Below are 13,334 nucleotides of genomic sequence, written 5' to 3' on the forward strand. Positions count from 1 at the left end.
CTCACGGCGGAATCGCTTCCCGCGCTGCCCGGATGCTGCTGACATGGACGCATGACGAAGGTTCTCATCCTCGGCGGCACCGGCTGGCTCTCCGGTCGCATCGCCCGGCACTGGCTGGAGGCGGGCGCGGACGTGACCTGTTTCGCCCGCGGCGGCCGTCCCGCGCCGGAGCGCGCCGCACTGGTGGTCGGAGATCGCGACGATCCCGGCGCCTACGCCGCGCTGTCGAGCCGCGACTGGGACCACGTGGTGGACATCTCCTCGCGGTCCGACCACGTCGCCGCGGCCGTGGCGGCCCTCGGCGACCGGGCGGCACGCTGGACGTACGTCTCGTCGATGTCCGTCTACTCCGACGATGCGTCGGTCGATGCGGACGAGTCCTCGCCTCGGCATCCGCCCGCCGTTCCTGGGGACCCGTACGAGTACGGTGCGCAGAAGTCGGCCGCAGAGGATGCCGTGCGGGCCCTCGGCGACCGTGCCCTCGTCGTCCGTCCGGGGCTCATCGTCGGCGACGGCGACCCCAGCGACCGCTTCGGCTACTGGGCGGCGGCGTTCCTCCGTGCCGGCGAGGGGCCGGTGCTCCTCCCGCCGCTCGACGGGCGCTCCGTGCAGGTGATCGACGTCGAGGATCTCGCCGCGTACATCGTGCGCACGACGCTCACCGGAGCCGTGAACGCGATCGGCGATGTGCACCCGCTCGGGGACGTGCTCGCTCGCGTCCGCGCGGCTGCGGGGCACTCGGGTGCCGTCCTCGTCGGAGAGGAGGACCGGCTCATCGAGCGAGGCGTGCAGTTCTGGGCGGGGGACCGGTCGCTGCCGCTGTGGCTGCCGGCGGACATGACCGGGTTCATGACCCGCTCGAACGCGCTGTTCCTGCGGAGCGGGGGCGCGCCGCGCCCGCTCACGGAGACGATCGCGCGGGTGGTCGACGACGAGCGGGAGCGCGGCGTCGATCGCGAGCGCCGGGCAGGTCTGCGCCGCGACGAGGAGCTCGCCCTGCTCCGGGAACTGGAATGACGACGACGGGACCGAGAGGTCACGATCCGGGCTGTGGCGACCGTCCGAGCAGGGCTTCGGCCAGAACGAGGTCCTCCCAGGACATCCCGGAGCTCTTGAACACCACCGGCCGATCACCCCGCACAGCGGCCTCGCCGCGCACCAGCGGCCCCAGCGGGATCAGCGAGTCCTCGGTGATCGCGCCCTCGGCGACGGCCATCACGACGTCACCGCTTTCGCGCAGGGCGGTGCCGACGTCCTCGACGATGACGTCGGCGCGCCCGAGCAGCGCCGACGGCAGCTCCCGCGCGTCCGCCTCGTGCGAGCCGATCGCGATCACCACCGCATCGTCGGCGACGAGCTCCGATTCGAAGAGCGGGACGCGCGCCGTGGTCGCACAGACGATGACCCCGGCGGAGGCGGTCCTCTCCCGGGCCTCGGGACTCCCCGCCCTGAGCACGTCGTCGAAGGCGTGGCCGGATGGGAGCGCTGCAGGATTCCGCACGACGGCGGTCGCGGATGCGACATCGCCGACGACGTCCACGATGGTGCGCAGGTGAGCGGCGGCTTGAGGGCCTGCGCCGTAGAACACCGCCCTGAGCGGCGCAGGGCGGGCGCGGAGCACGTCGCGCACGGCAGCAACGGACACCGCGGCGGTGCGCAGGTCGGTGAGTGCGGGGCCGTCGATGACCGCGCGGGGAGCGAGGGTGTCCGCGTCGAAGAGGATGTAGACGCCCTGGATGCGGGGCAGCTGTCGCGCCGGGTTCGCGGGTGCCACCGTGATCACCTTGACGCCCGCGGCGGAAGGGGTCTGCGACGGCATGAGCAGGAACTCTCCGCTGGCGACGGAAGCGGCGGTGCGCCTGAGATCGTGCTCGGGAGCGAGTCCTCCGGCGAGGGCGTCGCGGAGCACCTGCACGGCCTCTGCGGGACGCAGCGCGCGGCTCACCGCGTCGGCGTCGAGGAACGGCAGCGTGTTCATCGCAGCACGAACCCGGGTACCAGGGCGTCGCGTTCATCGACGACGAAGACGTGCTCGCCGGTGCGGAACGCCATGCCGGTGACCTGAGGCACGACGGCGTCGCGGCCGGCGACGCGAGCCGAGCCGACGACGGACGCCGTGAACTCGGAGCCCACGATCGAACCGTGCCGGAGTGTCCCTCCGGGGGGAAGGACGCCGGACTCGGTCAGCGCGGCCACCCGCGCCGAGGTGCCCGAACCGCACGGCGACCGGTCCAGCTCGCCGTCGGCGAAGACGGTCGCGTTGCGCTGGTGCACGGCATCCGTACCGCCGAGGTCCTCGAAGACGATGGTTCCGTAGATGCCGTTCAGACGGTCGTCTTCGGGGTGCGCGGCGTGCGCCCCGCCGTCGAGAGCCTGCTTGATCTCCCGGCCGAGCGCGATGATCTCGCCGGCCTGCCCTGGGACGACCGAGAGACCGGCGGAGCGTGCGTCGATCTGGGCGTAGATCGCGCCGCCGAAGACGATGTCGACCTGCAGGTCGCCGCGGGAGGTGGACACCGGGACGTCTTCGGCGAGCACGTAGCTCGGGACGTTGATGAAGTCGACCGCGACGACGGCGCCCTCGTCGTCGGTGTGCACGCGGGCGGTCACGCGCCCGGAAGGCACGTCGATCACGACGTCGGTGCTGCCGGAGGGATCGACGGCGACTCTTCCCGTCTCGATCGCCCAGACGCCGAGCGCGATGGTGCCGTGGCCGCAGGCGGTCGAGAACCCGTCCTTGTGCCAGAACAGCACGCCGAAGTGCGCTCCGTCGTCATCCGGCTCGACGAGGAAGCATCCGTACATGTCGGCGTGGCCGCGCGGCTCGAAGCAGAGGATCTGACGCGCCCGCTGGACCTCGGGGGAGCCGATGGCGAACAGGCGCTTCGCGGGCACGTCGTCCCCCAGGATCTCGAAGGGCGTCTCGGCCACGATCCGGAAGGGCTCGCCGGCTGTGTGGTAGTCGACGGTCGCGTAGCGCTCGTTCATGGGCTTCTCCCTCGGTGCGATGGCAACAACACTAGCCGGTAGCTGGGCAAAGTAATACATACTGAAATGGTGGATTCGGAGCGGCTGGCGTCAGATCCTTCTGATTCCCTCGTCATAATGGCAAAGTTATCTGTACAAGATCGCTGATTCCTTGCTACGCTGTGCGAACAGGTACCCCGGCGATGGAGCTGCGAAGGAAAGACATGACGGCAATTCATGTGGACCGCCTGACGGTCACGTACGGCGACAACACCGTGATCTCCGACATGGACCTCACGGTCGAGGACGGCGAGTTCTTCACGCTCCTCGGTCCGTCCGGGTGCGGCAAGACGACGCTGCTCCGCACGATCGCCGGCTTCATCACTCCCGCTTCCGGGCGGATCGCCTTCGGTGACCGCGACGTCACGCAGGTCCCCACGCACCGGCGGAACATCGGGATGATGTTCCAGGACTACGCTCTGTTCCCCGACAAGACGGTCGCCGCCAACGTCGCCTACGGGCTGAAGGCCCGCAGGACGCCGAAGCCGGAGATCCGGACGCGGGTGATGGAGGCGCTCGAACGGGTGGGCATGGCCGGATTCGCCGAGCGTCACCCCGGCGCCCTCTCAGGAGGTCAGCGGCAGCGGGTCGCCCTCGCGCGGGCGCTGGTGATCCGTCCCAGCGTGCTGCTGATGGACGAGCCCCTGTCGGCGCTCGACACCAAGCTGCGCCTCCAGATCAGGGAATCGATCATGGATCTCCAGCGCGAGGTCGGCATCACGACGGTGTTCGTCACGCACGATCAGGAGGAGGCGCTGGCGATGTCCGACCGGATCGCGCTCTTCCGCTCCGGGAACATCGAGCAGCTCGGCACGCCGTCTGAGATCTACCGGGTGCCGGTGTCCAGCTATGCGGCCGACTTCATCGGCGCCGCCAACGTGCTGCGCGTCACGGTTCCCGAGGCGTCGGCGGGCCCGGCCGGCGGCGGGATCACCGTCGCGCTCGGAGACGTCTCCCTGCGCGGTCTGCGGCGCACCGACCTCGCGGCGGGCGACGCCTTCGCCATCGCACGTCCGGAGCACCTGCGCGTACTGGCCGCCGACGAGAGAACAGGCGAGGGGGTGACGGCGCTCGCGGGGGAGGTGGTGCGGCAGCAGTATCTCGGACACCGTCAGCAGCACCGCATCCGCCTCTCCACGGGCGCCGAGGTCGAGACCTCCGAGCCGGCGACGAGCCGCGGATTCTCGGCGGGGGACCGCGTGGTGGTGCTCTTCCCCGAGCACGAGACGCTGGTCCTGGCATCATGAGCCGATCCACGGAGCCGCAGACCCAGGCGTACCGCATCGTCCAGGAGAAGCGCCGGCGGGAGTTCTCGCCCTGGCTCGCGCTCACGATCGGCGCCGTGCTGCTGGCCCTGCTCTTCGTCGCCTGGCCGATCCTGAACGTGCTGATGAAGTCGTTCTCAGGAAGCTCCGGGGACCCGCTCGCCGGCTGGGCGGAGTTCTTCGCGGACCCGACGTATCTCACCGCCGTCGGCAACACCCTGCTCCTGGCCACGATCGTCACCCTGCTGGCGACGGCCCTCGGCGTCTTCCTCGCCTACTTCACGGCGCGCTTCTCGTTCTGGGGCAAGGCCGCCGTCGCGGTGCTGCCGGTCACCGCGATCCTCGTGCCCGAGGTGATCGTCACCCAGGCCTGGCTGATGTTCCTCGGCAACAACGGGTTCCTGACCAGGTTCGTCCGCGACGTCCTCGGCATCCAGCTGCCGACGCTGTACGGCTGGAGCGGGCTCATCCTGATCCTGCCGCTGCTGTACTACACGTACGTCTACCTCGGCACCCTCGCGGCGCTGAAGGGATTCGACTCGCTGCTGGAGGAGGCGGCGATGAGCCTGGGCTCCTCGCCGCTGGCCGCGCGGCTGAACGTGATGATCCCCGCGATCTTCCCCGCCGTGGCGAGCACCTCGATGGTGGTGTTCACGCTCACGATCGGCAACTTCGCGACCTCCACCATCATCGGCGGCAAGGTCGAGCTGCTCGCCCCGCTCACCTACCGGGCCTTCCTCGCCGAGACCGGCGGCGACCCGCTCATGCAGTCCACGCTCGCGACCGTCGCGATCGCCATCGTCGCGCTGGTGCTGTTCGTCCAGCGGATGACCGTCGGCAAGCGCAAGTACGAGATGGTCCAGGGGCGCTCCTGGGTACCGATCCGCCTGCGCGGTGCCTCCGGCGCGGTCCTCGCGACGATCGCGGCGCTCATCCTCATCGCCTCCACGCTGCCCCTGGCGATGGTCGCGGCGATGGCGTTCACGAAGAGCACCGGACCGGTGCTGCGCTGGGGCGAGTTCTCGCTCGACAACGTCACCAAGGTGCTGGCCCGCGAACCGCAGCCGATCCTCAACACCATCGGGTTCGGCGCCATGGCCTGCCTCATCGGCGTCTTCGTCAGCGTGATCGTCGCCGTCCTGATCGTGAAGAAGAAGACCTTCCTCACGCCCTTCCTCGACTACCTCGTGATGCTGCCGATGGCACTCTCCGGAACCGTCCTCGGCATCGGCATGATCACGGCGTTCGGCCCAGGGGGGATCTTCACGCTCTCCGGCACGACCGCGATCATCGTGCTCGTGTTCGTGATCCGCCGGCTCGTGCACGGCGTGCGCAACGCCTCGGCGACGCTGCACGCGATCCCGGACTCCCTCGAGGACGCCTCGGTCAGCCTCGGCGTGCCGCCGTTCCGCTCGTTCCTGAACGTCGTGCTCCCGCTCATGATCCCCGGCATCGCCGCGGCCACGGTCCTCACCTGGGTCACCATCATCGGCGAGCTCTCGGCGTCGCTCGTCGTGTACTCGGCGGGCAGGGAGACGATCACGATCAAGGTGTTCCAGCTCATGAACACCGGGCTGAACGCCCAGGCCGCCGCCTACGGACTGATCCTGATCCTCCTCGCGATCGTGCCGATCGCCATCGCGACCAAGGTCTTCAAGATCCGGCTCTTCACCTGACCCCCCGAGCATCGAATCCTCACATCCCGAACACCCGAATCCCGACACATTGGAGCAATGATGCCCATTCGACGAATCACCACCCTCGGCGCCCTGGCCACCGCGACGGCGCTCCTTCTCGCCGGCTGCGCGTCCGGTGACGCCGGCGACGCCGGCGGCTCCGGAGGGGGCGGCGAGACCGGCCCGCTCTCCGCCGTGATGTACAGCTCGAACAACGAGACCGTCATCGGCGTGGTCACGGACGCCGCCTCGGCGCACGACCCGGCTCTGAAGGTCGACGCCGTCGCCGGAAGCTCCGGCCCGCTTCTGCAGCGCATCGAGTCCGAGGCGGCCGAGCCGGCGGCCGACGTCTTCTACAGCGCTCCCGCGGCCGTGCTGGAGCCCTATGCCGACTTCATCGAGCCGTACCGGTCGCCCGAGGCCGACGCGATCCCCGAGGAGCTCGTCGACCCTGAAGAGCGCTGGACGGCGACGAACACCCACGTCGTCGCTCTCATGGTGAACACCGACCAGATCGAGGGCGGCGAGCCGCCGACCACCTGGCAGGAGCTCACGGAGCCGGAGTGGAAGGGGAAGATCATCTCCGCCGACCCCGCGCAGTCGTCCACGGCGCTCACCGCCCTCTACGGCGCCTACAAGGTGCTCGGCGAGGAGGACTTCGCCAAACTGGCGGCGAACCTCGAGATCACCGAGAGCTCGAGCAACGTGTACCCCGCGGTCGCGCAGGGCGAGTACGCCGTGTCGATCGGCTACGAGTCGAACATCTACCCCTACGTCGCCGGCGGTCAGGCCGGCATCGAGATGGTGTACCCGGAGGACGGCACCTTCGTCGAGCACGACGCCGTGCTGATCGTCAAGGGCGGCCCGAACCCGGAGGGCGCCAAGGCGCTCGTCGACGTGATCCTCGCCAAGGAGACGCAGGAGGAGAACCTCGCGCAGTCGTTCCGCCGCCCCAGTCGGGAGGACATCGACGTGACCGAGTTCGTCGAGTTCACGCCTCTCGACGATCTCGAGATCGTGGACATCCACGGCGAGGAGGACGTCCAGGGCCGTCAGGACTTCCTCTCCTACTGGTCCGCGCTCTGAGACCCCTGGCGGTGCGGGACCGGACAGGTCCCGCACCGCCGCAACGACGACGATCGAAAGGCAGGGCATGACGTTCGCCCAGCACCCCCAGCTCGCCGAGTTCCTCGAGTTCATCCAGGAACTCGGCGACACGGCGCGCCGCGTCCTCACCGAGCGGCACGACGACGGACGGTTCGAGACGAAGGCCGACCGCAGCCCGGTCACGGAGTTCGACCGCGGCGTGGAGGCGGATCTGCGCTCGATGATCCGCGGGCGCTTCCCCGAGCACGGCATCATCGGGGAGGAGTTCGAGCCGGAGCAGGCGGACGCGGAGTTCGTCTGGATCATGGACCCGATCGACGGCACGAAGTCCTTCGTCGCCGGCGTCCCCGTGTTCACGACGCTCGTCGCCCTGTGCCGCGACGGGGTCCCCGTGATCGGGATGATCGACGCCTCGGTGTCGCGCGAGCGCTGGGTGGGCGTGCAGGGGCGGGCGACGACGCTCAACGGGCAGCCGGTGCGCACCAGCGGGCGCAAGGACCTCTCCGGGGCGACACTGAGCTGGAGCCAGCCGGACAACGTGCTCGATGAGCACCGGGAGGGATTCCGGAGCCTCAGCGCGCTCGCAGCCTGGAGCGTGTTCGGCGCTGCGTCCTACGGATTCGGTCGCCTCGCCGCCGGTGCGATCGATGTCGCCGCGTACAGCGGAGGGATCGGAGCCTACGACGTGTGCGCGCTCGTGCCGATCGTCGAGGGCGCAGGGGGGCGGATCACGGATGCCGACGGCTCCCCGCTCACGCTCGCACCGCCCCGCGGCTGCGTCGCCGCGGCGACCCCGGCATTGCACGCCCGGGTGATCCACGTCCTCAACACTCCGACGCCTGCCGGCCCGATGCCGTCCGGAGCCGGACGGTAGGGTAACGGCATGGCGTCGCAGCATCCCCTCTATTCGCGGATCTACGCGGTGATGGCCGACCGCATCCGGTCGGGGGAGTGGGCCGAGGGGATGCGGCTGCCGAGCGAGGAGAAGCTGCGCGACGAGTTCGACGCCTCCCGCGGCACCGTGCGTCAGGCCCTCGGCCTGCTCAGGGCGGAGGGGCTCATCACCGGCGGGCGCGGGGCGCCGCCGAGGATCCGCAAGATCGTGCCGTCCCAGCCTTTCGACACCTACATCTCCTTCACTGAATGGGCGGAGTCGATGGGCCGGGTCCCGAGCGGGCGGGTGATCGAGGTGAGTCGCAAGCTCGCTGATCCGTCCCTCGCCCTCGCGCTGGATGTGCCCGAGGCGAGCCCCGTCGTGGCGGTCGTGCGCATGCGCGGCTTCGGGGACGAGCCCGTCATGCTCGAGCGGAGCGTCTACATCAAGGAGGTGGGCGAGCAGCTGCTCGCGGCCGACCTCGAATCGAGCAGCATCTATCGGATCTTCCGCGAGCACGGGGTCGTCCCGACCCGCTCGCGCAACGTCATCGATGCGGTGGCGGCCGACGAGCTGGACGCGCGCTGGCTCGAGGTGCCGGAAGGGGGGCCGCTGCTCCGGGTGCGGCGCACGTCGTTCGATCAGGGCGGCCGCATCATCGACGTCACCGACAATCGCTATCTGCCGGAGCGAGCGACCTTCGTCGTGGAGAACGCCGCGGCCAGCCCCAGCCCGTTCACCACCCAGGTGCCCGAGGGCGCCTGAGAAGCGCCGGTCGCGCGAGAGTAGCATGTGCCACATGACATTCCAGGGACGAGAGCGGTGAGCGGGTTCACGGCGATCACCACGCCGGCGGAGAGCCTCCGCGAGCAGGTGGAGGAGCAGCTGGCGTCACGGATCGTCTCCGGCGAGATCCCGCCAGGAGACGTGCTGACGGTGCCGACACTCGCGGGCGACTTCGGGGTGAGCGCCACGCCCGTGCGGGAGGCGATGCTCAACCTGGCGCGGCGCGGGTTCCTGCGTCCGCTCCGCAACCGCGGCTTCGAGGTCACGGAGGTCTCGGATCAGGAGCTGAAGGAGCTGTGCGAGGTCCGCCTGCTCCTCGAGGCGCCGCCGATGCGGCAGATCGCCGGAACACTGGATGCCGAGACCGTCGCCCGGCTGCGCGGACTCGCCGAAGAGATCGTCGCCGCCGGCCGGGAAGGCCGCTTCGCCGAGTATCTGGCGGCCGACACGGCCTTCCACCTGTGCACGCTGGAGGCCACAGGCAACGGTAGGCTCGTCGAGGTCGTGCGCGAGCTGCGTCAGCAGACGCGGCTCCTGGGCCTGGCTCACCTGGCCGAATCGGACGAGCTGATGTCCACGGCGCTGGAGCACGCCGAGCTCGTCGACCTGCTGGTGGCGGGTGACGGGGAGGCCGCCGAGGAGCTCATGCGCCGCCATATCCGCCACGTCGGAGGAGTGTGGAGCGGGCGCGACGAGCGCTGAGTCCGCTGGGGGTGGTGATCATCGCTCCGGGAGAGTAATATGTCACGTGTCACATGGTTTTCGATGAGGAAGGGCGGACGATGAGGATCGTCGTGATCGGTGCGGGTGCGATCGGCGCGGCCTGCGCGCTCGCGCTGACCGAGGCCGGCGCCGAGGTGATCGTGGTCGACCGCGTCGGCGTCGCCGGCGAGACCTCGAGCCGCTGCGAGGGCAACATCCTCGTCTCCGACAAGGAGCCCGGCGCCGAGGCGCTGATGGCCATCGAGGCAAATCGTGCCTGGCGTGAGCTCGCCGCCCGGCTGGACGCCGACCGGGTGCCCGGTCAGCCCGCCACCGAGTTCGAGGCGAAGGGCGGCGTGGTCGTCGCCTTCGCCGGGGGTGCCGCGGCACTGGAGCGGTTCGCGAAGAAGCAGCGTGAGATCGGCATCCGCGCCGAGGTGCTGGACGACGCGGCGCTGCGCGCGGCGGAGCCGAACCTCGCGCCCGACGTGGCCCTCGGCGTGCACTACCCGGACGACGCGCAGGTGCAGCCCAGCCTGGCCGCGCAGGCCATGCTCGCCCGTGCCCGTCACTTCGGCGCCCGGCTCCGCATCGCGGAGATCACCGGCGCCGTGGTCGACGGCGGCCGCGTGCGCGCGGTCCTCACGTCCGGAGGCCGGATCGACGCCGACGCCGTGGTGAACTGCGCAGGGCCCTGGGCGGGCGCCACCGCAGACCTGTTCGGCGCGCGCCTGGACATCCGCCCTCGGCGGGGAACGATCCTCGTGACAACGGCCATGCCCCAGCGGGTGTTCCACAAGGTGTACGACGCGGACTATGTCAGCGCCGTCGGATCGGGGGATGCGGCGCTGCAGACGTCCACCGTGGTGGAGTCGACCCCTTCGGGAACGGTGCTGATCGGCTCGAGCCGGGAGCGGGTCGGCTTCTCCGATGAGGGTCTGCTGCCGCCGCTCTCCGAGATCGCCGCGAAGGCCACCCGCCTCTTCCCCTTTCTGCGGGACACGATGCTGCTGCGCACCTACTTCGGCTTCCGCCCCTACGCGCCCGACCACCTGCCCGCGATCGGCGCGGACCCCGGCGTCGCCGGCCTCTTCCACGCCGCAGGGCATGAGGGGGCGGGCATCGGCCTCGCCCCGACCACCGGCGCGCTCATCGCGCACGCCGTCCTGGGCACCGCGGCTCCGCTCGACCCGACCCCCTTCCTGCCCTCGCGCAGCAGCCTCCAGGGAGCGGCCGCATGAGCGTCGGCATCCGCTTCGACGGCGAAGCGCTCACCGGACGCGAGGGCCAGACGATCGCCGGCGTCCTGCTCTCCGGCGGGCATCGGACGTGGCGGGACGCGGCAGGGCAGGAGCGCGGCATCTTCTGCGGCATCGGCATCTGCCAGGACTGCATCGTCACCGTCAACGGCGTCGAAGGCGTGCGGGCCTGTCAGCGCACCGCGTGCGACGGCGACGTGGTCGAGCGGGAGACGCGGGCATGAGCGGCGCGCGCGTCATCGTGATCGGCGCCGGGCCTGCGGGCCTGGCCGCTGCTGCCGCGGCGGCGGGAGGCGGGGCCGACGTCGTGCTGGTCGACGAGGGCGAGCGGGCAGGGGGGCAGTTCTGGCGTCATCATCCCCGGTTCACCGACCGCCGCCTCCAGCACCAGCTCGGTCGCTTCGACGAGCTCCGGCGAGGCCTCGACCGCGTCCGGGTGCTGTCGTCGGCGAGCGTGTGGCGCGTCGAACCCGGGTCGCCCCTGCGCGTCTACGCCCTGATCGGCCCGGCGGATGCCGCCGATCGCCGCGGCGAGATCCTCGAGGCGGATGCCGTCGTCGTCGCCACCGGCGCGCACGACCGCGTGCTCCCCGTGCCCGGCTGGACGCTTCCCGGCGTGACCTCCGCCGGCGCGGCGCAGGCGCTGGCCAAGCGCGACGGCATCGCGCTCGGCAGGAGCACCGTCGTCGCCGGAGCGGGGCCGTTCCTGCTTCCTGTGGCGCAGAGCATCTCCCTGCTCGGCGGAGAAGTGGCGGAGGTGGTCGAGGCGGCATCCGCCGGCACCGTCCTGCGGGGCTGGGGTGCGCGGCCCTGGGAGCTCACGGCAGCGGCGGGCAAGGCCGGCGAGCTCGGCTCGTATCTGGCCTCCCTGGTGCGCTCCCGCACGCCCTACCGCTTCGGCAGCGCCGTCACGCGCATCCACGGCGTGTCGTCGGTCGAGGCGGTCACGGTGCAGCGCGTCGACGCGCGCTGGCGCCCGATCGCGGGCACGGAGCGGACGGTGCACTGCGACGCCGTCGCCCTCGGGCACGGGTTCACGCCGCGCCTGGAGACCGCGATCCAGTTCGGCTGCGAGATCACCTCCGACCGCTTCGTGCGCGTCGACTCCCAGCAGCTCACCTCCGTCCCCGGCGTGTACGCCGCGGGAGAGGTCACCGGGATCGGCGGAGCCGATGCCGCGCTCGCCGAGGGCGAGATCGCCGGGCTCGCTGCGGCGGGCGTCGCCGAGGCCGACCTGCGCTATCGCGCGCCGCTGGCGGCGCGACGCCGGATGCGCGCCTTCGCGTTCCGGCTGGGCGTGCACCGCATCCACCAGGGCTGGACGGCGTGGCTCGACGAGGACACCGTCGTCTGCCGCTGCGAATCGGTGACGAAGGCGACCGTCCGGGAGTACGCGCACGCCTCCTCGCGGGGCATGCGCCTCGCCACCCGCGCCGGTCTCGGCGCCTGCCAGGGCCGCACCTGCGGCCGCAGCGTCGAGGAGATCCTCGGCACCCCGATCGGCATCGACCGCCGACCGGTCCTGTCTTCCGTGCGCATCGGCGAACTCGCCGCGCACTGCACCACCGCCGCCCTCGACCCCGGGCATGCGGCCGAATCGGCCACACACGCCGAAGCAGTTCACCCCACACAGGCTCACAGCACACAGGAGCAGATATGACTGAGCAGACCATGGACCTCGGCGGCGTCGTCGTTGCCACCACCCTCGCGTTCAAGGAGGACGCATCCGCGCCGGCCGGCCTCGCCGTCGACTACGACCGATTCGCCGAGCACGTCGACTTCCTGATGGCGAACGGATGCCGCGGCGTCGGGCCGAACGGCTCCCTCGGCGAGTACTCCTCTCTGACCGACGAGGAGCGCCGCAAGGTGATCCAGGTCGCCGTGGAGGCGGTCGACGGCCGCGGCATCGTGATCGCGGGCGTGCACGGCGTCGGCAGCCACCAGGCGCGCACCTGGGCGGAGCACGCCCGCGAGGACGGCGCCGACGGGGTGCTCCTGCTGCCGCCGACCATCTACCGCGCGAACGACTCCGAGGTCATCGCGCACTTCGAGGAGGTCGCGAAGGTCGGCCTGCCGATCATGGCCTACAACAACCCGTTCGACACCAAGGTGGACCTGGTGCCGTCCCTGGTCGCGCGGCTCGCCGAGATCCCGGAGGTCGTCGCGATCAAGGAGTTCTCCGGCGACGTGCGCCGCGTCTACGAGATCAAGGAGCTCTGCGACATCGACATCATCGCCGGTGCCGACGACGTGCTCTTCGAGCTCATGGTCAACGGAGCCGTCGGCTGGTTCGCCGGTTACCCGAACGCGTTCCCGCGTGAGGCCGTCGAGCTCTACAACCTCTGCCGCGACGGGAAGTGGCACGAGGCCAAGGCGCTCTACGAGCAGCTGGTCGCGGTGTTCCGCTGGGACTCGCGCACCGAGTTCGTCCAGGCGATCAAGCTGTCGATGGACATCTGCGGCAACTCCTATGGCGGACCGACGCGTCCCCCGCGCGGTCCGCTCTCGGATGAGCAGCGAGCCCAGGTGACGGCCGACACCGAGCGCGCGCTCGCCGCACTCGCCGCGCGCTCGGCGGCGGTCGCGTGACGCATGTGACGATTCTCGGCGGGGGCGCCGCACTGCGGCGTCCCCGCTG

General features: G+C 70.8%; 13 protein-coding genes. 11 read left to right on the forward strand and 2 right to left on the reverse strand.

Going from position 1 to position 13,334, the window contains the following annotated elements; genetic code table 11:
* Nucleotides 1–51: 51 nt before the first annotated feature.
* On the forward strand, nt 52–1,017 hold the full coding sequence (locus tag G6G98_RS16845; RefSeq protein ID WP_164234847.1) for an NAD-dependent epimerase/dehydratase family protein: 966 nt from the start codon (nt 52–54) through the stop codon (nt 1,015–1,017).
* Nucleotides 1,018–1,036: 19 nt separating this feature from the next.
* On the opposite strand, the gene G6G98_RS16850 is transcribed toward G6G98_RS16845, so the two are convergent.
* Both G6G98_RS16850 and G6G98_RS16855 read right to left on the reverse strand, forming a co-directional pair.
* Nucleotides 1,037–1,978: an ornithine cyclodeaminase family protein gene (locus tag G6G98_RS16850; protein WP_164234846.1), complete on the reverse strand. Its 942-nt coding sequence runs from the start codon at nt 1,976–1,978 to the stop codon at nt 1,037–1,039.
* Nucleotides 1,975–2,988 (reverse strand): proline racemase family protein, encoded by a 1,014-nt coding sequence (locus G6G98_RS16855; RefSeq protein ID WP_164234845.1) that lies wholly within the window; start codon nt 2,986–2,988, stop codon nt 1,975–1,977. The genes G6G98_RS16850 and G6G98_RS16855 overlap by 4 nt, the downstream gene beginning before the upstream one ends.
* A gap of 203 nt (nt 2,989–3,191) precedes the next feature.
* On the opposite strand from G6G98_RS16855, the gene G6G98_RS16860 reads away from it, so the two are divergent.
* From G6G98_RS16860 to G6G98_RS16905, 10 genes are all read left to right on the forward strand, one after another.
* Nucleotides 3,192–4,274, forward strand: a complete 1,083-nt coding sequence (locus G6G98_RS16860) for an ABC transporter ATP-binding protein (RefSeq protein ID WP_164234844.1) — start codon at nt 3,192–3,194, stop codon at nt 4,272–4,274.
* Nucleotides 4,271–5,968 carry an ABC transporter permease gene (locus tag G6G98_RS16865; RefSeq protein ID WP_164234843.1) on the forward strand — a complete coding sequence of 566 codons (1,698 nt, stop codon included), beginning with the start codon at nt 4,271–4,273 and terminating at the stop codon, nt 5,966–5,968. The genes G6G98_RS16860 and G6G98_RS16865 overlap by 4 nt, the downstream gene beginning before the upstream one ends.
* Before the next feature lie 60 nt (nt 5,969–6,028).
* On the forward strand, nt 6,029–7,054 hold the full coding sequence (locus tag G6G98_RS16870; RefSeq protein ID WP_067357452.1) for an extracellular solute-binding protein: 1,026 nt from the start codon (nt 6,029–6,031) through the stop codon (nt 7,052–7,054).
* Between the two features lie 67 nt (nt 7,055–7,121).
* On the forward strand, nt 7,122–7,949 hold the full coding sequence (locus G6G98_RS16875; RefSeq protein ID WP_164234842.1) for an inositol monophosphatase family protein: 828 nt from the start codon (nt 7,122–7,124) through the stop codon (nt 7,947–7,949).
* Between the two features lie 9 nt (nt 7,950–7,958).
* Nucleotides 7,959–8,714: a GntR family transcriptional regulator gene (locus G6G98_RS16880; protein WP_067357446.1), complete on the forward strand. Its 756-nt coding sequence runs from the start codon at nt 7,959–7,961 to the stop codon at nt 8,712–8,714.
* Nucleotides 8,715–8,771: 57 nt separating this feature from the next.
* Entirely contained in the window at nt 8,772–9,437 is a 666-nt protein-coding gene (locus tag G6G98_RS16885) for a GntR family transcriptional regulator (RefSeq protein ID WP_067357444.1), read from the forward strand.
* 80 nt (nt 9,438–9,517) lie between these two features.
* Nucleotides 9,518–10,678, forward strand: coding sequence for an NAD(P)/FAD-dependent oxidoreductase (locus G6G98_RS16890; RefSeq protein WP_243842180.1), 1,161 nt, complete (start codon nt 9,518–9,520; stop codon nt 10,676–10,678).
* Nucleotides 10,675–10,920: a (2Fe-2S)-binding protein gene (locus G6G98_RS16895; RefSeq protein WP_067357438.1), complete on the forward strand. Its 246-nt coding sequence runs from the start codon at nt 10,675–10,677 to the stop codon at nt 10,918–10,920. Before G6G98_RS16890 ends, G6G98_RS16895 begins: the two co-directional genes overlap by 4 nt.
* Nucleotides 10,917–12,356 (forward strand): NAD(P)/FAD-dependent oxidoreductase, encoded by a 1,440-nt coding sequence (locus G6G98_RS16900; protein ID WP_164234840.1) that lies wholly within the window; start codon nt 10,917–10,919, stop codon nt 12,354–12,356. Before G6G98_RS16895 ends, G6G98_RS16900 begins: the two co-directional genes overlap by 4 nt.
* Nucleotides 12,353–13,285: a dihydrodipicolinate synthase family protein gene (locus G6G98_RS16905; protein WP_067357432.1), complete on the forward strand. Its 933-nt coding sequence runs from the start codon at nt 12,353–12,355 to the stop codon at nt 13,283–13,285. Before G6G98_RS16900 ends, G6G98_RS16905 begins: the two co-directional genes overlap by 4 nt.
* The last annotated feature ends 49 nt before the right edge of the window (nt 13,286–13,334 follow it).

Source organism: Microbacterium hydrocarbonoxydans (assembly GCF_011752045.1).
In the GTDB taxonomy this organism is placed as follows: Bacteria; Actinomycetota; Actinomycetes; order Actinomycetales; family Microbacteriaceae; genus Microbacterium.

Coding starts and splice junctions, on each gene's coding strand:
- G6G98_RS16875 (WP_164234842.1), top strand. CDS start 7,122: ATGACGTTCGCCCAGCACCCCCAGCTCGCCGAGTTCCTCGAGTTCATC.
- G6G98_RS16870 (WP_067357452.1), top strand. CDS start 6,029: ATGCCCATTCGACGAATCACCACCCTCGGCGCCCTGGCCACCGCGACG.
- G6G98_RS16895 (WP_067357438.1), top strand. CDS start 10,675: ATGAGCGTCGGCATCCGCTTCGACGGCGAAGCGCTCACCGGACGCGAG.
- G6G98_RS16850 (WP_164234846.1), bottom strand. CDS start 1,978: ATGAACACGCTGCCGTTCCTCGACGCCGACGCGGTGAGCCGCGCGCTG.
- G6G98_RS16880 (WP_067357446.1), top strand. CDS start 7,959: ATGGCGTCGCAGCATCCCCTCTATTCGCGGATCTACGCGGTGATGGCC.
- G6G98_RS16865 (WP_164234843.1), top strand. CDS start 4,271: ATGAGCCGATCCACGGAGCCGCAGACCCAGGCGTACCGCATCGTCCAG.
- G6G98_RS16905 (WP_067357432.1), top strand. CDS start 12,353: ATGACTGAGCAGACCATGGACCTCGGCGGCGTCGTCGTTGCCACCACC.
- G6G98_RS16860 (WP_164234844.1), top strand. CDS start 3,192: ATGACGGCAATTCATGTGGACCGCCTGACGGTCACGTACGGCGACAAC.
- G6G98_RS16890 (WP_243842180.1), top strand. CDS start 9,518: ATGAGGATCGTCGTGATCGGTGCGGGTGCGATCGGCGCGGCCTGCGCG.
- G6G98_RS16845 (WP_164234847.1), top strand. CDS start 52: ATGACGAAGGTTCTCATCCTCGGCGGCACCGGCTGGCTCTCCGGTCGC.
- G6G98_RS16900 (WP_164234840.1), top strand. CDS start 10,917: ATGAGCGGCGCGCGCGTCATCGTGATCGGCGCCGGGCCTGCGGGCCTG.
- G6G98_RS16855 (WP_164234845.1), bottom strand. CDS start 2,988: ATGAACGAGCGCTACGCGACCGTCGACTACCACACAGCCGGCGAGCCC.